This window comes from Psychrobacter piscatorii (genome assembly GCF_043641605.1).
Lineage (GTDB): Bacteria > Pseudomonadota > Gammaproteobacteria > Pseudomonadales > Moraxellaceae > Psychrobacter > Psychrobacter piscatorii_C.
The window spans coordinates 423,536-443,268 of record NZ_JBHZRK010000001.1 but is presented as its reverse complement, the minus strand read 5'-3'; the positions used below and the strand labels follow the sequence as shown (position 1 = coordinate 443,268).

Sequence of the window (19,733 nt, the reverse complement as noted above, 5' to 3'; positions counted from 1 at the left end):
CATAACGCAGATAACTCGAAATCATACCCACTGTTCTCTACACCGCCACAGCCAAACTTCTAGGATAAGAATGTATGCGCGGACGTCCAGCATAGTCGCTTAGACCATTATCGAGCAGCCATTCAACGACTTGCTCACGCACTCGCCTGCTATGGATTAAGTTAAGGTGATTGACACCATAAAACACCGCTTTATGACCATCTGGCACAAACAATGCATGCTCAGCATCATCTTCACCTAGCGCTGATGCGACCGATACCAAGCTATCTCCTAGCAAATCTGTCATCTTAGATTCGTAATGCGTCTCGAGCAAAGCACTGGCGACAAAGTAAGTTTTGATACCACTGGGCAAGCGCGCAGGATGACGGAAGTCTTGTGGTAATACGCTGCGTCCTTCTAAGGCTTTCCAATCAGCATCACGAATACTGCCGTGACGCAGATCAATAATACCTGCACTACGCATATCACCGAGCTTGGCAAGCGAGCCCGCAAATGGCAGCTTGGCGATGATGTCTTGCACATAATTACCGATACGCTCGAGCACCGCTCCATGATGCGGTGAACCTAGGGTGATGAGATTGCCCACGCGCTTTATCCAATCTAAGCGCTCTTGCTCACCATAAAACAGCGCACTACGTGCGACCAAGCCGCCCATACTATGACCAACCAAATCTATCTGAGTAATATTTGGGTTATTATCGACCAAGTCCTGTAGCAGTTGCGAGAATTTACGACCGCTGCGGGAGATACGTCGACCTGTATTATAATCTAAGTATAGAACGGTGGTGTCAGGCTGGCTGATATGAATCGCCTCGCCCAGATCATTGCCTTCTTGTGACTGCCAGCTTAAGTGGCTCATACACAGACCATGGCACAAAATAGCAATCCGCCCTGATAGCCGCTCACTTTGGGGCTTACCATCTTTGGTGTATAACATCATCGGAATCGCGAGCGCATTTTGATTGTTGACCAGATGATCGCCCATGACACCATTGATGACATTGACCAGCTTTTTTAGTGAGTCAGGTAGTGGCTGAGCTGTTTTTTGCACGATGAAGTTTTTGTATATCCGTAGTACAGAGGCCAGATTGTTACCGACCATCAGCATGATATGACGTATCGTGCCATAGATGCGCCCAGTGAAACCGCGCTGCCATTTATTGAGATGCTTATCATTGAAACGGCCTAAGGGACGCAAGATAACTTCACGGTGGATGGACTCCACAATCTCAGTCACCTCAACCACCCCCATGGTCGCAAGCTGCGCCAATCCTTCAAAAAAATCCGCCAAAGAGACAGGGGTTTTGGTCGTTTCCTCACTGTCGTCTGTATCTGCCAATAACTTGACCAGCTCATCCATATCAATGGCTTCGAGTTGATCTATCTGCTCGTACAAATCACCATGCCGTGGCACGCTATCAGCTGATACAAAATGCGCATCAAGCTCATGGCGATTACGCGTATAACTGCTGTCATTCTGAGCGCTACTGTCACTAACACGGTTGTTATAAAACAAATTTTGACTGCTCATAGTATTGGCACGTTTAGCGAAAAGGGGGTTTTTCTATACTATCCTTTAACTGTCGCAAATAGAAGCGAATGATTTAGTTTTAGCGTTCGTTTGTGACCAAAAGAGACGTATGGATGATGAACGGTATCTCTATTATTATTAAAGCGTCATCCAATATATGCATCAAAAGAAAAAATCCCAAGCCGAAACTTGGGATTAGTAAATATGCCTTTCTAATATTTTTACTTTCTACTGATTCGTCATCTAGCGCTTACCGAGCTATGCTGGGCTAGCTGCCGATTCAAATGACTCTGCCAATATGACATCGCCATCTTCTTTGGTAATCATGACCGTTGCTGAGCGCGGAGTACTACCGCCAGCGACCGCACCCCATGTATTACCTGGATGCTGAATATTGATAAACAGTGTTTTGAAATCTGGTGCCATGGTAATACCGGTGACTTCGCAGCCTTCAGGACCGACAAAGAAGCGTTTGATATTGTCGTTACTAGCCGGCATGCCAATGCGCGTTTGCTGTCCTGCTGACGTCGTGATGGTCGTACCATCGCTGACTTTGCCCGGTAATGCCGCAAGCAGCATACAGCTAGTAGTATCGGTATACGCACCGTCATCCGTCTGAATCCATAACACACCACGTGGATCAAAATACAAACCATCAGGAGAAGACAGATCATTGCTATCAGTCAACTGCGATAAATTCTCTGCGGACAAGTTACTTGGTGCACCAAACAGATAGATATCCCACTCAAAACTGGTTGCGGCATGATCGCCGCCCGTCTCTGCCCAGCGAATGATATGACCATTGTCATTACCACTTGGTTTGCCATTGACATCGTAGCTGCGCGGGTTGGCAGCAGACAGCGGTTGACTCTCTTTGACGCCGCGATTGGAGTTGTTGGTCAATGTCACATAGACATCGCCCGTCATAGGACTGACCGATACCCATTCTGGTCGATCCATCTTAGTGGCGCCAGCAGCATCGCCAGCAGCGCGAGCATAGACCAACACTTCATCCTGACTATTAAATGGTAATGCACTATTGAACGCATCTAGTCCATTTTGACCTTGAACAAGTGCTTTCCATTCACCGCTGCCATCTTCATTAAATATGGCAACATATAGCGTGCCGTCATTCAGGTATTTGTCACCAGCTTTTAGCCCGCCACCGATATCTGCATTTGACCACATCGCTTTGGATACGAACTTATAAATGTATTCGCCTCGGGCATCGTCACCCATATAAAATACCACAGGTTTGCCCTGCTTAACGGGTGCATAGGCACAGTTTTCATGGGCAAATCGACCCATGGCGGTACGTTTTTGCGGCGTAGAGTTTTGGTCAAACGGGTCAATCTCGGTGATATAACCAAAGGTATTGAAGCCATTACGATAATCATCAGCAGCACTAGCACCAACAGCGGTCATATCCCAACGTGAAAACTCGTCTGTGATGATGGCGTCTTTGGCGTCAGGCGTGTGCCATAGATATCTAGAGCCTGGAGAGTTCTCTGGTGCGCCATAACGCTCGCGACCATAGTTATCACTGGCGCTTAACTGGCTGGCATCTTGTCCACGCGCAAACACACCCAAGAAGTTCTCTTCTGTGGTCAAATACGTGCCCCAAGGTGACAAGCCTGCACCGCAGTTGTTATTAATGCCGCGCGTCTGAAAACCTGTCGGGTCAAACTTGGTTTTGACCAAATCAGAACCTGCCACAGGGCCTGCTAACTGTGCGGTCGTACTACTAGTGATACGTCGATTGTATTTGGAGTTTAGCACCATCTCATAGCCCATGCCATTTGCGCGGCGCTTCATCTCAACCACTGCCACGCCATGGCAGTTGACTTCACGGCGTATATCGCTGGCAAGGCGGCGGCGTTGGAATAAAGGCGCAGCATCTTTATCTTCGATAACATAATACCCAAACGGGCTTAGCTCCTCACTATTCACGTATTCGTGATTCATAACCAATAGGCCACTCTCTGAAGCTTTGGCATCGTATGCATTATCTTTTTTGCCAAAGAACCACATGCCATCATGGTTGTCACCCATGCGCCATTCAAATGATTCTGCCGATTGCTCACGATTGTCTTTCCAGTCGTCAAGACCAGACATCAGCGGTGTACCAAGCGGCAATATCATCTCTGCCTTGTAACCTTCTGCCACCGTCATCGTCTCAGCAGTTGAGTGCGCTACGGCCTTAAATTTTAAGGTTTCAGGACGCTTCAAATCGCCCTGTGCCGGAATAGCAGCATCATCGCCATTTTCGACGATAGGACTGCTGATATTGTCATCATCATCACTACAACCAACCAAAGGTAGCGCGCCAAAAAACGCTGCTGCCGTCAACCCTGTACCACCTTTTAGAATACTACGGCGATTCAGACGGCGATTAATAACCGTCTGAAAATCAGTATTATTAGTAGGATTTGAATTTTCAACGATTTCGTGAGCGAGCTCTAGTTCTTTATTCAATAATGTCATTATCAGTCACCTTGCTATTGGGCTAGATTGGCGGAGAGTGGGTCGCGGCGTCACATTACAACCACAAAAATACGAATTCCGCTTAAGTCTACTGACTCTTTATGACAGCACGCTGAACGATAGATGACAAACTCATGACAAATAACTGTATAAACAATTATTGAGAGATATAAGGATTAAAAAATTTTGAAAAAACATATAAAGTCTAAAAAATAAAAGCCCCAAGCAATGGCTCAGGGCTTTTTGATATTTATGACGACTAGTACTGGTTCATTTAGCAAGCTTACTGCACTTGTGTTACCCATTCATGAGCACCCAATGTTAGCTTGAGCTTATCGCCTGCTTGCAATACACCCACGCCGCTTGGTGTGCCAGTCATGATCACATCACCTGCCTGTAGGCTAAAAGCATTGCTGATGTTGACCAGCAGCTCATAGACAGGGAACAACATCAAAGCGCTATCACCATCTTGCGCCAGCTTATCATTAATGGTGAGCTGATAATGTACGTTCTGAAGATTGCCAAACGCTTGCGGGTCGATCCAGTCAGCAAGCACGCATGCACCATCAAAACACTTAGCACGCTCCCATGGATGACCTTTTTCTTTAAGGGTGCTCTGCAAATCACGCAAAGTCAAATCCAGCCCCAACGTCACCCCGCCAATCGCCTGCTGTGCCTCTTCAATCGTTGCCATCGACAGGTCAGCTGACAGCTGAATACATAGCTCAGCCTCGTAATGTGTCTCGCCAAATACCTCTGGATTGGGACGCACCACATCACTACGAATAGAGACCACTGAAGACGCTGGCTTCATAAACAGTATGGGCGATGACGGCACTTCATTGCCAAGCTCTTCAGCATGCGCCGCATAGTTACGACCCACACAGACGACTTTACCGATAGAAGCACGTAAGCGCTCATTGTGGTTATCAATGCTCTGTTCTTCATTGACACCAGCGGCAATGGCATTTGCTAATGACTCATGTGGCGATTGGCTCATACTAGACTCTCCCTATAAATGATAAATATTTTTCAGCAATCCCTACTATATTGTCTACTGTCACCTTTATTGTCATCTTGGCGACCATTCATGACTAGCAACTCACTACGGGATCGTATTGGTCACCACATCTGGTGGCACATAGCTGGCATGTCGATTCATGCGTCTTTCAAACATTCTAAAGCTAAATAAGATAACCCATGACAGCAATAGATAAACGATACCAGCAGCAAAGAACAGCTCCATCAAGGTATAAGTACGCGCACTAATCGTACGAGCAACACCAGTGATATCCATCAATGCAATGGTCGAAGCGAGCGCACTGCCCTTTAGCATAAAGATCACTTCGTTGCTGTAGGCGGGTATCACGATACCAAACGCACGCGGCAAGGTCACGCGTGTTAGCTTCTGCCATTTTGACATGCCAAGCGCATCAGCAGCCTCAAGCTCACCGATTGGGATGTTTTGAATCGCACCGCGTATAATCTCTGCCAAATACGCACTGGTATTCAGGGTAAAGGCGATAATGGCACACCAGTATGCTTGACTGAGCACAGGCTCCCATAAGAATGAATCACGTACCGCTTCAAACTGACCCAAACCGTAATAAATCAGGAATATCTGCACCAGCAGCGGCGTACCGCGAAAAAAGAAGATATAGAGAAACGGGAGTATCTGTACCAACCAGTTCTTAGACAGCCGTAATAGCGCTAAGATCAAACCAAAAAACAACCCGATAACACATGAGATGACCACCAGCTGTACGGTCAATACCGCGCCGCCTAATAAGTCAGGGATATGGTCAAAAATGACCTGCCAATTCCAATCCATAGTATCTCTCCTCTATCCTATGGTCGATTGACGGTGAGTCGATTGACGGCTTATCTTTTTGGCATAGCGTGCCGCTGGATTGGCGCGCCATTCAAGCCACATCATAAAGCCAGTAATCAACATGGTCAGACCCAAATAAATAATCGCTGCTGCCATATAAAAGGTAAACGGCTGCTGTGTTGACTGCGCCGCACGCGACGACTGATACATGATGTCCTTGAGACCCACGACCGACACCAGCGCGGTATCTTTGAGCAATACCAAAAACAAATTACCCAGACCAGGTAGTGCAATCTGCCATACTTGCGGCAAGGTTATGCGATAAAAGGTCTGAAAAGGACGCATACCAATCGCTTGCGACGCTTCTCGTTGCCCTATCGGAATCTCTTGAATCGACATGCGAAAAATCTCAGTCGCATACGCCCCAAAAGCGATAGACAGCGCCATGACACCGCCCCAAAAAGCGCTAATCTCGACATAGTCGTTGTAGCCGAACTTTTTGAGGATGCTCATCAATAAGATAGAGCCACCATAATAAATGAATAGCACCAATAACAGCTCAGGAATACCGCGCATCGTCGCAGTATAGACAGTCGCAAGCTTACGCAGCAACCAGATATTGGACATCTTTGCGGTTGCGCCAAGCAAGCCTAAGGCCAGACCAATAATTAAACTGGTCATGGCAAGCTGTATAGTGACGGTAGCGCCGCTTAATAAAAGCGCGCCAAATCCTTGTAAGTCAAACACGATTATCCACTCAGTCTCTTTATATTAGCAATTTGCAAAATATGAGTTAAAAGAATCAGCATCAATAGCTGAACGCGGCTATGTACCGTATTTTATACCAAATCAATAAGGATGGTCGGCGCCAAAAAATGACGTCAAAAGAATACGGTTGGCGCTGCGATAATTGACACAGTAGAAATGAGCGCTGATTTTATCATATTCGCTCGCCGTGATGTTAATCCTGAAGCGTAAAAGCTGTGTCTAAGCCGTACTTAAACAGACACTTAGGCAAATACGCTTGAAACGAACTGACTAAATTTGAGTAAAGCGAATAATGATCACTACGCCATGACCGTACGATACGTTTATGGAATAATAAAAAAGGACATCACCATGATGGCAATATCCTTTTATTAATCAAAACAATATTTTTGACTGCTATCTTTAACTACTGTTAGCTATTAACTAGCGTTTTTCGTCGCTGGTTGCTCGCTAATATCTGCATCTGTCTCTTCGCCTGTATTTGCGTCCTCATCAACTGTACTCGTTGCAGATACTGGCACCGCAAAGTACTTTTGATTGATTTTATCGTAAGTACCATTGGCTTTAATATTGGCTAAAGATTGATTGATCTTTGCTTGTAGCGGATCGCCTGGGCGTACTGCTATCGCAAAGTTATCATTGATATCAATCTCTTCACCTTTTAGTGCATATTTGCTACCAGCAGGAGAGCTCAGCCACTCTATCGCAGGCAATTTATCAGAGATCATCGCATCGACGCGGTTTGATCCTAGATCCAAAAATGCATTGCTCAACGTATCATAAAGCTTCATGTCGGCTTTTGGATACTTGTCTTCGAACCACTGTGATGAGATGGTCGAACGCTGTGCGGCAATCGAATGAGCATCGATATCGCTTTGATTACTAGGGTCAAAACTGCTGTCTTTTTTGGCCAAAAAAACCAAGGTATTGCTAAAGTATGGATCAGTGAAGCTAACCTGCTCTGCACGCTCCGGAGTCACGGACATCGCCGCGACAATCGCATCATACTTACCGGCTTTTAGACCAGGAATAATACCGTCCCAATCTTGCGCCATAATCTCACAAGTCACCTGCATATCGGCACAGATGGCATTAGCTATCTCAACGTCAAACCCACCCAGTGTCCCATCGGCATTGGTATAGTTAAAAGGCGCATACGCCCCTTCCGTACCGATACGCAGTACGTCATCCTTTGCTGCTGTTGCCTCGGTCGCATCAGAATTGGTATCGGCCGCACCCTCTTGGCTATTGCTACAGCCAGCGACGGCAAAAATGGTCGCTAGCGTAAGTAATGGCACAGATAGACGACTGGTCGTCATAGCGTTAATAATAGATTTGCCAGTCGTAGCACGGGCTGGAACACAGTGATTGCTCATGATCATCCTTGGGTTTTCTTGGGTAAACAACACTTTTGAATAACGGTCTATGCAGAAGATGTCGTCTTAGTTCGTTGCTGCTTCAGCTGGTGCGTCTTCTTCAACGACTATGACTTCATCGACGCCATCAGTCACGACTGCTTTTTGTGCCGCAGCGGTCGAGCTGGTACCAAAGTAACTGCCAGTGATTTGATCATAAGTGCCGTTGTCTTTTAGCTCAGCCAATGCCGCATTGAATTTGGCAACCAATGGATCGCCTTTACGGAATGCAATACCCATTGCATCGTCGTCGCTGCTGATTTCTTGACCTTTGATCTCGTAGCCGCTACCCGCTTCTGTTTTTAGCCAATCAGTGCCAGTGACTTTATCAGACATCATGCCGCGCACACGACCTGAGGTTAGATCTAGATATGCATTGTCTTGAGTATCATATAGCTTGATATCAGCATCCGCGTGCTCGTCTTGTAGATACTGTGAGGCCACGGTAGAGCGCTGTGAAGCGATTGGCTGACCTTTTAGCGAATCGACACTCAGATCATCACCTTTTTTACCAATGAGGATGATACCACTATGGAAGTAAGGGTCACTGAAATCGACCACTTCTTTACGTTCAGGCGTGATAGACATACCCGCGATGGCTGCATCAAATTTCTGTGCATTTAGCCCCGGAATTAGACCATCCCAATCTTGTGAGATGACTTCACACTCAGCTTTCATTTGTGCGCATAATGCGTCAACTAGCTCAATCTCATAGCCGATCAGTTTGCCATCAGCATCGGTATAACTAAATGGCTTGTAGCTTGATTCTGTCGCGATTTTGATGTTCATAGGTGCTTCAGTTGCGGTATCGGCTTCAGCATTTTCTGCTGGTGCTGAGCTGTTGTTACAACCTGCCAGCATTAGCATCGCTGCGCTGAGCGGTGCCAGCCACAAGGCTTTTTTGCTCATTGATGAGGTCATTAGTGATGTCATTGAAATTGTCATACCTATTATTCCTTAATGTATTTACCAGCCATATCGTTAACCACTACTTACTGATTTAGGCTTAACAGAGCCGTGCTTTATTGATATTGATAAGCCTCGCTTTTGTTAAACCTAACGCTTCAGTGAGCCATTATTGACCAAAGTTTTGCTGCTCAAGACGGGCAAGATCACCGTTGCTACGGATTTCGCTCAATGCTTTATCAAACTCCGCTTTGAGTCCATCACCTTTACGCACGGCAATAGCAATATTGTCATCGTTATCAATCTCATCACCAACGATACCGAAGCCTTCTTTATTGTCAGCGAGCCATGATTTGGCAGAGACTTTTTCGGCCAATACTGCATCGCTACGACCAGACTTTAGATCCAAGTAGGCATTGTCGTAGTTGTCATATAGCTGAACGGTATTGCCATCTTTGCCTTCGTAGTTATCCTGTAGATAAGCGCCTGGCGTGGTAGAGCGCTGTCCACCAAGCGTGACGTTTTGGATCGCCATTGGATCAAAGCTACCATCAGTGTTGGTAAGCCATACCATCGTATTGGCAAAATACGGTTCGCTGAAATCAACTTTTTCTTGACGCTCAGCCGTGATAGACATACCTGCGATAACGGCATCATATTTTTGTGCCAATAGACCTGGGATAATACCGTCCCAATCCTGAGCAACGATTTCACACTTGGCTTGCATCTGGTCACACAAAGCATTGGCAACATCGATGTCAAAACCAGCCAAGCTACCATCAGCATTGGTATAGTTAAACGGAGGGTAAGCGCCTTCGGTTGCAATGCGGATGGTTTTGCCAGTCGTTTCTGCGGCAGGTGCGTCAGCGTTGGCATCAGTAGTTTCATTGGCAGGTTGACTACAAGCACTCAGCATCAATGCTGCAGTGACGGTCATTGATGACCATAGTAGGCGAGAATTCGACATCATACGTTCCTTAAATTCTGATGGGTGTTGACATAAATTTTTGACAGGATTTTTTGACTTCGGGTTCTGATACTTTGTTCTCTGACGTCCCTGACAGACAAGCAATATAGATAGCAGAATAATGGACAGCCGTTAAAATCGACCGACTATAAACCTTTTGATAATACCTGAGTAAAAAATCAAAAACAAACGTTTTGCATACTTGCAGTGACTATCGAGTAATAAAGGATAAACAATAGTTACGGTATAGTGATTTTTATATTTGATGGGATTCAATGGCGGTAGAGCCGGTAGCGCTCTAACACCATCTAATCTATAGCTTGGACAGGATTAGTGCGGACGATGCGAGGCCATAAAATCTTTGACACGCTCAGAGGTAGGATTGTCAAAGACTTGCTCAGGTGTGCCGATCTCTTCAACCACCCCTTGGTGCAAGAAGACTACTTTGCTTGATACTTCACGGGCAAAGCGCATCTCATGGGTGACGATAAGCATGGTACGCCCTTCTTCTGCCAGCTCTCGCATCACAGCCAGTACTTCGTTGACCAGCTCAGGGTCTAGCGCCGAGGTTGGCTCATCAAACAAAAGCACTTGCGGCTGCATGGCAAGCGCGCGAGCAATGGCCACGCGCTGACGCTGACCACCAGACAAGTTCGCTGGATAAGCGTCTTTTTTATCGAGTAGCCCTACTTTGTCTAGCAGTTTTTCGGCATCGCTAATCGCTTGGGCTTTTTTGATCTTGAGAACCTGCGTTGGCCCTTCAATGATATTTTGTAAAATCGTCTTATGTGGCCACAAATTAAAATTCTGAAAAACAAACCCCACGCGAGCGCGCAGGCTTTCTAGCTGCTTAACATCTGCGGCTTGCAATTCGCCTGACTTGGCAGGTTTTAGCATGAGCTCTTCATTGCCGATCAGGATACGACCTTGATTTGGGTTTTCAAGCAAATTAATGCAGCGCAGCAAGGTTGATTTACCTGAGCCCGATGAGCCCAAAATAGAGATAACATCACCATCATAGGCAGTGAGAGATACCCCTTTGAGTACTTCTAATGAGCCATAGCTTTTATGGATGTCTTGTAAGTCTAAGGCGATAGGCCGAGTCGGGTTTTTTGCAGTATCAAGCATGGTTCAGCAGACTTCCAATAAATATGAGTGAAAACACGAATAAAAATAAATAAGAGCTGTATATTATAAATAAGAGCTATATAGTATCAGCATCTATAGCATTATCGTGATAGTGCTATGCCTGAGTAGGCAAAGAAAAAATGCCATATTGTCTCTTATTCCACAGCAAAAAGGCAAATCTTGTGTTTAACCAGTCAGTTAGTCGATACTAGTCGCTACTCATCAATAATAGCTATGCTACAAACAGTTGACCCAAAAAAGCCCAGACTGCATTTATCGCTCTGGGCTTTATTTTATCACTTTCGCGTACCGGGCGTTGTTTTATCTGATAACGCTATATTGACCAACACACTATCATAGCGTTTGGCGCGCCATAAAACTTAGTACGTCGATACATGCTCTGAATCTTCCGTACCATCCAGCACTTCTGCATCATCAGCGGTTGCCACTGCCACATCATCCCCTGTACTGACAGCCATGCCGTCATCGGCGCTAGCAACAGCGATATCGTCAGAGCTGCTCGCAGTCGCGGTTGCATTCTCTTCAACGCTGGTCTGGGCATCGACAGTCGTGTCCGCTTGTGTCTCCATCGGTGTCTCGTCTTTACTACACGCACTGAGCGCAAGCACGCCTGCAACCAAACCAACCGTCATCCAGTTTTTGTATGTACTGCTTTTAGTCGCCATGTCCACTCTCCATTACTTATTATTTCGTGATTCAGCATTATCTACTGACAACGCTGTTTTGTTAATGCCTACTATACTGATGATGTGCTACGGCTACCTTAGTATTTACAGCACAGTTCTGTTAAAGACACGTAAAGATAGAGTGTGCGATTGATAACAGATAGCCATCAAGAAACTTAGGATAAATTCTATGAGACTGTATGAGATAAAGCCTCATCAGCGTTTTGTAAAGCAGATTCTGTTCACAAAATCATCTTTACTATCGCTGCAATCTCCTCTATGTTAAATAGCATAATGACCTATCGCTATTTAAATAGGCATTCAAAACCTCTTTTTTTACTAAATTTTCGCCTTTTTAGGCGCTTTTATTTATATAAAACTGATACCACATAAGGAGAATAATTTATGAGTCAAGCAAATACGACGGATATTACTACCTACATGCAGTCTGTTGGCAAGCAAGCAAGAGCGGCGTCACGCGCACTCGCGGCAGCCAATACAGGCGACAAAAACTCAGCACTCATGGCCATTCATGATGAGCTAGTCAATGCCAAACAAGACATTTTGGCAGCCAATAAAATCGATATGGATAATGGTCACAAAAATGACCTCGATAGCGCGCTCCTTGATCGCTTGGAGTTAAACGACGCACGATTTAACGGTATGCTCCAAGGTCTTAAAGACGTGGCTGGCCTCCCTGACCCAATCGGTGAAGTGACTGATATGACTTATCAGCCATCGGGTATTCATTTGGGCAAAATGCGTGTCCCATTGGGCGTCGTTGGTATGATTTATGAATCACGTCCTAATGTCACTTTAGAAGCTGCTTCACTAGCACTTAAATCAGGTAATGCCATTATCCTACGCGGTGGTTCTGAAGCGTTTGAGTCCAATCAAGCCATTGCCAAATGCATCATAAAAGGCCTCAGTCAGACGGATCTCTCTGAGCACAGCGTGCAGGTACTGCAAACGACCGATCGCGCCGCCGTTGGTGAACTGATCACCATGACTGAATATGTCGATGTTATCGTGCCACGTGGCGGCAAAGGTCTGATTGCACGTATCAGCAACGATGCCAAAGTCCCTGTTATTAAGCATCTAGATGGCAACTGTCATACCTTTATCGATAGCGATGCAGATCCTGAGATTGCGATCAAAGTCAGTGTCAATGCTAAAACGCATCGCTACGGTACTTGTAATACGATGGAGACACTACTGGTCGATGCGCCTATCGCTAAAGACTTGCTGCCCAAGATTGCCACCGCCATCATTGAAGCCGATGACGCGATGCAGCTACGTGTGGACGATAACGCCCAAAGCATCTTAGCCGATGTGATTACTCTAAACGGTCATTTATCTGCCGCGACTGACGAAGACTGGGATACTGAATATCTAGCACCTATCCTTGCGATCAAAGTCGTCGATGGTATCGATGAAGCGATTGAACATATCAATACCCACGGTAGCCATCATACCGATGTTATTATTACGGACAACTATACCAAGTCACAACGCTTCATCCGCGAAGTGGACTCAGCGAGCGTGATGATTAACGCCTCTAGCCGTTTTGCTGATGGCTTTGAATATGGGCTTGGTGCGGAGATTGGTATTTCAACGGACAAAATCCATGCGCGCGGCCCTGTCGGACTCGAAGGTTTGACTTCGCAAAAATGGATCGTCTACGGTCATGGCGAAACTCGTGCTTAATTTGGTACGTATCGACTATCGTAAAGAGTAATCAGAAACGTCAGCAATTTTGCTGGCGTTTTTTCATTTGGATAATAGATATTTTAATCATAGGCATTTGAATAACAAGTATTCTAATCACATACGTCTACATAATAAGGAGCGGCGCAATCATGCAAAGTGGCAAGATTAAACACTGGAATCAAGAAAAAGGCTATGGCTTTATCGATGTCGATGATCAAGATGAGGATGTGTTTTTTCACGTGAGTAAAGTGCGATTGTCTCAGCCTATCAGTGTTGGACAAAGCGTCTATTTTAATAGCAAACGCAATGACAAAAACCAATTACGCGCCACCGAAGTCACCTCATCTTCATTGAGCCTTGAACAAGACACTGCGTCAGACACATCTAAATATGTACCTAATAATGCCAGACGAAATACTCACCACAGTAGTCGCAACTCAAACCGCAGCCGTCAAACTAATACTTCAAATAAAAGAAGCCTAGGTTCTACCCTATTTAGCCTCATCGCCATTATCGCTGTCGCTATCTACTTCTTTGGCGATTTTAGCTCGACGTTATCTCAGTATACGTCTGACAATACCAGTCAAGTCGCCACGACTGACACAGCGACCACTAGCATTACGGGCGATGCACAGATCGATAAAACGATTGCGCTGATTCAACAAGGTGGGCCGTATCCTTATCCCAATAAGGACGGCACGACGTTTTACAATCGTGAAGGTAGACTGCCAGCACAATCGCAAGGCTACTACCGCGAATACACCGTTCCCACCCCTGGCGTCTCCCATCGCGGCGCAAGGCGTATCGTCACAGGCGGTTATCCGCCCACCGTCTATTACCTAACCGTCGATCATTATGATAGTTTTCAAAGACTGCAGGTGCCCTAGTATGAAACAAGCAAATATGAATCAAGAAGCTATAGCTCAAAAAGCCATGGATCAACAAGCTATGAATCAGAAAAGTATAAGCCAAGCCATCCACTATATTAATCAAGACCACATTAACCAAAACGGTACAGCACTAGTGGCGGATATTCCTCCTACGGCTGTTACCATACCCGTGGGTGACACCCTCGATAAAACCACGCTACTGACGAGTCTGGCCCGCACCTGTGATTTTCCCAGTTATTTTTCGCACAACTGGGACAGCGCATGGGACTGTTTGACAGATAGCGAGGTGGTGCATCTAACGCTTGATTTGACGGTGGTAAAAAGGATAAACACCGAAGACTTCAATGTCTTTAAAAGCATCATTGAGGATGCTTTTAGAGATTTTGGCAAGCCACAATTGTGGATTATTGTGCCATCTGAGGATGAAGTCTAGTTTCGTTGTTAAAAAATTAGTCACCGATCATCATTCGTCATCACAGAAACCTGAATTCGAGATAAAGCCATATTTATCCCGAATTCAGGTTAATTTATTTTATATAAAGGATTAACCTATGGAGATTACCTTAAACGGTTATTACACACTGATACTCGCGACCTTGGTGCTACTACTGGGGCGTTTTTTGGTCAAAAGGATTAAATTTTTAGAAGACTTTAATATTCCAGAACCCGTTGCTGGTGGTTTGGTCGCAGCGGTTGCTGTCTATGTTCTCAATATGGTTTGGGGATATAGCTTCAACTTTCATCAAGGATTGCAAACCGCCACCATGCTGATGTTTTTTGCTTCTATCGGTCTCAGTGCTGATTTTAGTCGCCTAAAAGCGGGTGGTACACCGTTATTGATTTTTACGATCGTGGTGTCCGTATTTATTGTCTTACAAGATGTCGTTGGCGTAGCCATGGCAAGTGCGCTGGGGCTTGATCCGCTGCTCGGTCTTGTGACAGGCTCTATCGCTCTGACGGGTGGTCATGGTACGGCAGGTGCTTGGGGTATTACGTTAGAACAAGACTACGGTGTAGTCGGTGCGACGACGCTTGGTATCGCTGTTGCGACTTATGGTTTGGTCGCAGGTGGTATCGTTGGTGGTCCTGTGGCACGTCGCTTAATTAACCGACTGGGTCTAAAACCGACGCCAGCCGATCCAAATCCTAGTGATATTGAAAAAGTTGCAAGCGCTCAGTCACTATATAGCACCAAACACGATGAGGAGACTGCAGGTAGCAATAAAGACATCTTTGAGAGACCCGATAGTATGCGCTTTATCACGGCATCATCTACTATCGAGACGTTGGCGCTATTTGCAGGGGCGTTGGCTTTTGCTGATGGAATGACGCTCGTGGCTGAGGGCACGTGGTTTGAGTTGCCGACGTTCGTCTGGGCACTGGCAGGCGGCGTCATTATTCGCAATGTGTTAACGATGGTGTTTAATTTTGAGATGTTTGATCGCTCGATTGACGTACTTGGTAATGCATCTTTGAGTCTATTTTTGGCAATGGCATTGCTGTCATTGAAGCTATGGCAATTGACGGATTTGGCAGGCCCTGTATTGGTCATATTGATCGTACAGACCATCATCATGATTATCTACGTCTACCTTATTACCTTTAAAGTCATGGGTAAAGACTATGATGCGGCGGTACTGTCAGCAGGTCATTGCGGTTTTGGTATGGGTGCAACCCCAACAGCGATTGCTAATATGCAGGCAGTCACTGATCGCTATCTACCCTCGCCAAAAGCGTTCTTAATCGTGCCAATGGTTGGTGCGTTCTTTGTCGATATCGTCAATGCGACGGTATTGCAGATATTTACCAAGTTGCCGTTTATGTAAGCTGCTGCTGTCATAGGGTAAAGCTTGATTCAATGAAAAAACAAAAAAACCGCCTAGCAAATGCTAAGCGGTTTTTTTGTGTGATAACAGCGTGTTCAATCAAACCTATTATTTATACTTTTTAATTTCACCACTTTTCACACGAGCGATAAAGGAATTGACTTCTTTTTTCACCACTGGCATTAAGAAGTATAGACCGATGATGTTAAAGATAGACATCGCAAAGATGGCTGCATCTGAGAAGTCGATAACAAAGCTGAACTGTATGATGGTACCGATAATGACGAAGATAAGAAAGATAAGTTTATATATTACTTCGCCAACTTTACCTTCACCGAAAAGATACGTCCAAGCTTTTAGACCATAGTATGACCATGAAATCATGGTTGAAAAGGCGAACAATACCACAGCGACGGCTAAGAAGTACTGGAAGATTGGTGCCGTTTCCATAAAGGCCGCACGGGTTAGATCCACACCAGTGAGCGCTTGCGTTTGTAAGTTTGCTACGGTATTCACACCAGATATCGTAATAACCAGCGCTGTCATAGTACAAATGATAACGGTATCGATAAATGGCTCTAATAAAGCGACTAGACCTTCAGTAGCAGGCTCATTCGTTTTTACCGCTGAGTGGGCAATAGCGGCCGAACCAATACCTGCTTCGTTAGAGAAGGTCGCACGTTTCAAGCCTTGGATTAACGCCCCAATAAACCCACCAGCTACGCCAGCACCCGTGAAAGCACCCGTGAAGATCTCTCCAAATGCCGCGCCGATATGATTAAAGTTGGCAACCAGTACGATCACACTCATGGTGATATACAACAAAGCCATAAAAGGCACGACTTTTTCAGTAACGGTTGCGATGCGAGGCATACCGCCAAGAATGACTGAACCGACTAAAACAGCTAAGCCAATACCGAAGAATAAACTGTAATCAGCAGGAATGCTAAAAGTAGAGCTCATGACCGCAAAGGCTTGGTTACCCTGGAACATGTTACCAGCGCCAAAAGCCGCCAATATACACATGAGTGCAAAACCAACGGCTAAGACCTTACCTAATCCACCCATACCACGTTCAGCCATACCGCGGCTTAGGTAGTACATAGGTCCACCTGAGACCACACCAGAGGGTAGTATCGTACGGTATTTGACACCTAACGTACACTCTACAAACTTGGAGGCCATACCAAACAGACCAACGATAATCATCCAAAAGGTAGCACCAGGTCCACCAATAGCAAGTGCTGCACCCACACCTGCAATATTACCCAGACCAACCGTACCTGATAAAGCAGTGGCTAACGCCTGAAAGTGACTAACCTCACCTTCTTCTTTAACGGCGGGATTAGGATCGGTATATTTGCCTCTAACAATATCCAGAGACAACCCTATTTGACGAAATTGAATAAGACCAAAGTAGGCCGTAAATATGAGTGCTGCAACTAATAACCAACCCGCAATAAGCGGAAAGCTTGTCTCGCCGAGTGGCACTGAAAAGAAGATAAGATCGACGAACCATCCAAATGCACTGGACATAAAACTGTCGAGACCTGCACCAAATGCGGCTAGAGCTGACTGCTCAGCCTCTAGACCTGATTCAGCTGCTTGCGAGAGAGTGGCGCTGAATAGTAGCGCCATAGCGATTAACGATTGCTTTTTCATAGACATCCTTGTCATAAAAATCACTTCTAGGTGAATTTTCAAAAATTTTATTAAAATCAATACTAAACAAGCAATTGTTTATTAACAATTTGTACTCTTCTTAGTAATAAATTGTTAACACTGACTATATAACAATAACAAATAATAAACAAAACATTTATAAGCTTTCGTTAGTCAAAAGTCAAATTATCTTTTAAGGCTAACAGTCAAACCCAATCACTCTTATAACAGCTATCAATGTATATCGTCATTATCTTAGAGTGTAGAGAAAGCGCTTGGAATATAGACAAAGGACATAGACACCTTCTAAGATGATTTAACAGTCATAACGCAAAAAACCGCCTAGCCAGTGCTAAGCGGTTTTTATCACATGCGTATCTATTCAGACATGCTCAGTGCTATATCAGCTATTAGATGCTGAACGCTTTTTAATTCACAACATCTAATGATTAAAGCGTAAACCCAATCACATTGAGCTTGTTCTCTTCTGCAAACTTAAATAACTCGTGAACGTGATTTAAATTCTCAAGAAACGTATTCAAACCTGCTTGGCTCTCTGCTTCGTGGTGACCGATATCATGTACCAATTTTTTTGAGTCTGTCGCAGCAAATGCTTCGGCAATCTTCGGCACGACTGCCACATCATATAATAATCCATCATGCTGCTCATGCAGAGGCGTGCTGTTGTCTGCCAAAAATAACAGATCGCACAAGGCGTAATGTCCCTCTCCCAACAGCTCAATTAGTTCTTCCGTATAGTGTTCAAAAAATGCCTCTCTAACATCCAAATACTGGTTGTCGCGATTTTCTCTTAGCTCATCTAGTGTAATACCACCATTGAGCATACTTGCTAAATTTTCCTCACGAACGCTACAAAAACAAAATGACATAGATGTAGAAATAGGCATCGTATTCTCCTTATCTGTTGTTAAAATAAAAACCACCTAGCAGCAGCTAAATGGTTCTTTCTTCAGTTCAATGAGATTGTATAAAAGATAGGCCGCAGGTTAAGTAATCAATAGCGAGTATTATGTAAGTAAAACCCACAATCTTGACTGTTTTGCTCCTCTGTCATTTTAGCGCTTTTATTTGTACTAGATTTTCACCTGCTACAGATTCTTAACCGCATGACATTGAATTATTTGGCCATTTTATCTAGCCAGTTTATCTAGCATGGTCGAGAGCCATGCATTGTTATCTGCCATATACGTGTCCCCTAGCGTTAGGATCTCATCAGCCACTTGCACAGAGTCAGGATGAGCAATCATCGCTTCTTGTATATACGTCTGTCCATGCGACACCATATCTACCATACTCTTATTGGTCACTTCAAAATGACATTGCCAACCAAGCACCCACGTACCTAATGCTTTATGCTTTGGTGTTTGATAAATAAACCCTTGATTGGCCCAAGTATGTGACGTTGCAATGGGCGTCGCGCCTTTGGGGCACTCAAAACCATCGCCATGCCAATGAAATACAGTGAATTCATTCTTTGGCAAATCTGCTAACAGCGGATGCGCAAGCCCCTGTTCAGTCAGTTGAATAGGCAGCCAGCCAACCTCTTTTATGCCCGATGGCGCAACTTTTGCCCCCAAGCTATCTGCAATCAGTTGTGCACCCAAGCAAACACCAATCACGGTTTTTCCGTCATTAATACTTTGCTGAATGAAAGATTTTTCATCAGCTAACCACTGAAAGTCACTTTCATCGTGAATGCTCATTGGCCCGCCCATCACGACTAACCAATCAAAACTGTCTTGCGCAGGTAATGGCTCATTTTTATAAAAACGTGTGACCGTAATACGATGGCCTCGATTATCTGCCCACTGCTTGATATGGCTGAGCTCTTCAAAACCAACATGGTAAAGAGCATGAATTCGTAGCACCATCAAATTATCCTTTTATTAAAAAAATAAAAACCGCCTA

At 45.0% G+C, this 19,733-nt stretch carries 17 protein-coding genes; 4 read left to right on the top strand and 13 right to left on the bottom strand.

The annotated features are described in order from the left end of the window. Positions 1 to 37: 37 nt before the first annotated feature. The 10 genes from ACHUET_RS01910 to ACHUET_RS01865 all read right to left on the bottom strand — a co-directional run bounded on the left by ACHUET_RS01910 (position 38) and on the right by ACHUET_RS01865 (position 11,716). Positions 38 to 1,531 carry an esterase/lipase family protein gene (locus ACHUET_RS01910; protein ID WP_394210177.1) on the bottom strand — a complete coding sequence of 498 codons (1,494 nt, stop codon included), beginning with the start codon at positions 1,529 to 1,531 and terminating at the stop codon, positions 38 to 40. 258 nt (positions 1,532 to 1,789) lie between these two features. After that, positions 1,790 to 4,015, bottom strand: a complete 2,226-nt coding sequence (locus tag ACHUET_RS01905; RefSeq protein WP_394210176.1) for a PhoX family protein — start codon at positions 4,013 to 4,015, stop codon at positions 1,790 to 1,792. Positions 4,016 to 4,298: 283 nt separating this feature from the next. Beyond that, entirely contained in the window at positions 4,299 to 5,015 is a 717-nt protein-coding gene (locus tag ACHUET_RS01900) for a fumarylacetoacetate hydrolase family protein (RefSeq protein ID WP_394210174.1), read from the bottom strand. 105 nt (positions 5,016 to 5,120) lie between these two features. Beyond that, entirely contained in the window at positions 5,121 to 5,846 is a 726-nt protein-coding gene (locus ACHUET_RS01895) for an ABC transporter permease (RefSeq protein WP_201598886.1), read from the bottom strand. Positions 5,847 to 5,858: 12 nt separating this feature from the next. Continuing rightward, positions 5,859 to 6,593, bottom strand: a complete 735-nt coding sequence (locus ACHUET_RS01890) for an ABC transporter permease (RefSeq protein WP_201598887.1) — start codon at positions 6,591 to 6,593, stop codon at positions 5,859 to 5,861. A gap of 440 nt (positions 6,594 to 7,033) precedes the next feature. Beyond that, on the bottom strand, positions 7,034 to 7,990 hold the full coding sequence (locus ACHUET_RS01885; protein ID WP_394210171.1) for an ABC transporter substrate-binding protein: 957 nt from the start codon (positions 7,988 to 7,990) through the stop codon (positions 7,034 to 7,036). Positions 7,991 to 8,056: 66 nt separating this feature from the next. Continuing rightward, entirely contained in the window at positions 8,057 to 8,962 is a 906-nt protein-coding gene (locus tag ACHUET_RS01880) for a transporter substrate-binding domain-containing protein (RefSeq protein WP_394210342.1), read from the bottom strand. Positions 8,963 to 9,104: 142 nt separating this feature from the next. Then, positions 9,105 to 9,905, bottom strand: coding sequence for a transporter substrate-binding domain-containing protein (locus tag ACHUET_RS01875; protein WP_394210169.1), 801 nt, complete (start codon positions 9,903 to 9,905; stop codon positions 9,105 to 9,107). Positions 9,906 to 10,232: 327 nt separating this feature from the next. Continuing rightward, on the bottom strand, positions 10,233 to 11,030 hold the full coding sequence (locus ACHUET_RS01870) for an ABC transporter ATP-binding protein (RefSeq protein WP_201598892.1): 798 nt from the start codon (positions 11,028 to 11,030) through the stop codon (positions 10,233 to 10,235). Positions 11,031 to 11,410: 380 nt separating this feature from the next. After that, positions 11,411 to 11,716: a hypothetical protein gene (locus tag ACHUET_RS01865; RefSeq protein WP_201598894.1), complete on the bottom strand. Its 306-nt coding sequence runs from the start codon at positions 11,714 to 11,716 to the stop codon at positions 11,411 to 11,413. Positions 11,717 to 12,121: 405 nt separating this feature from the next. On the opposite strand from ACHUET_RS01865, the gene ACHUET_RS01860 reads away from it, so the two are divergent. The 4 genes from ACHUET_RS01860 (at position 12,122) to gltS (ending at position 16,142) form a co-directional block, all read left to right on the top strand. Further along, positions 12,122 to 13,423, top strand: a complete 1,302-nt coding sequence (locus tag ACHUET_RS01860; protein WP_394210167.1) for a glutamate-5-semialdehyde dehydrogenase — start codon at positions 12,122 to 12,124, stop codon at positions 13,421 to 13,423. Positions 13,424 to 13,575: 152 nt separating this feature from the next. Then, the gene (locus ACHUET_RS01855; protein WP_394210165.1) at positions 13,576 to 14,313 is read left to right on the top strand and encodes a ribonuclease domain-containing protein; all 738 of its coding nucleotides are present in this window, start codon (positions 13,576 to 13,578) and stop codon (positions 14,311 to 14,313) included. Between the two features lies 1 nt (position 14,314). Continuing rightward, a complete protein-coding gene (locus ACHUET_RS01850; protein ID WP_394210163.1) occupies positions 14,315 to 14,749 on the top strand; it encodes a barstar family protein in 435 nt (144 codons plus the stop codon). Positions 14,750 to 14,867: 118 nt separating this feature from the next. Further along, positions 14,868 to 16,142: a sodium/glutamate symporter gene (gene gltS / locus ACHUET_RS01845; protein ID WP_394210161.1), complete on the top strand. Its 1,275-nt coding sequence runs from the start codon at positions 14,868 to 14,870 to the stop codon at positions 16,140 to 16,142. A 108-nt stretch (positions 16,143 to 16,250) separates the two neighbouring features. Here the strand turns inward: gltS and ACHUET_RS01840 are convergent, their stop codons facing one another. The 3 genes from ACHUET_RS01840 to ACHUET_RS01830 all read right to left on the bottom strand — a co-directional run bounded on the left by ACHUET_RS01840 (position 16,251) and on the right by ACHUET_RS01830 (position 19,696). Then, complete coding sequence (locus tag ACHUET_RS01840) at positions 16,251 to 17,804, bottom strand: alanine/glycine:cation symporter family protein (protein ID WP_201598915.1); 1,554 nt, start codon at positions 17,802 to 17,804, stop codon at positions 16,251 to 16,253. A gap of 449 nt (positions 17,805 to 18,253) precedes the next feature. Then, positions 18,254 to 18,712, bottom strand: coding sequence for a hypothetical protein (locus ACHUET_RS01835; protein ID WP_394210159.1), 459 nt, complete (start codon positions 18,710 to 18,712; stop codon positions 18,254 to 18,256). A gap of 243 nt (positions 18,713 to 18,955) precedes the next feature. Continuing rightward, positions 18,956 to 19,696, bottom strand: coding sequence for a type 1 glutamine amidotransferase (locus ACHUET_RS01830; RefSeq protein WP_394210157.1), 741 nt, complete (start codon positions 19,694 to 19,696; stop codon positions 18,956 to 18,958). Positions 19,697 to 19,733: the final 37 nt, after the last annotated feature.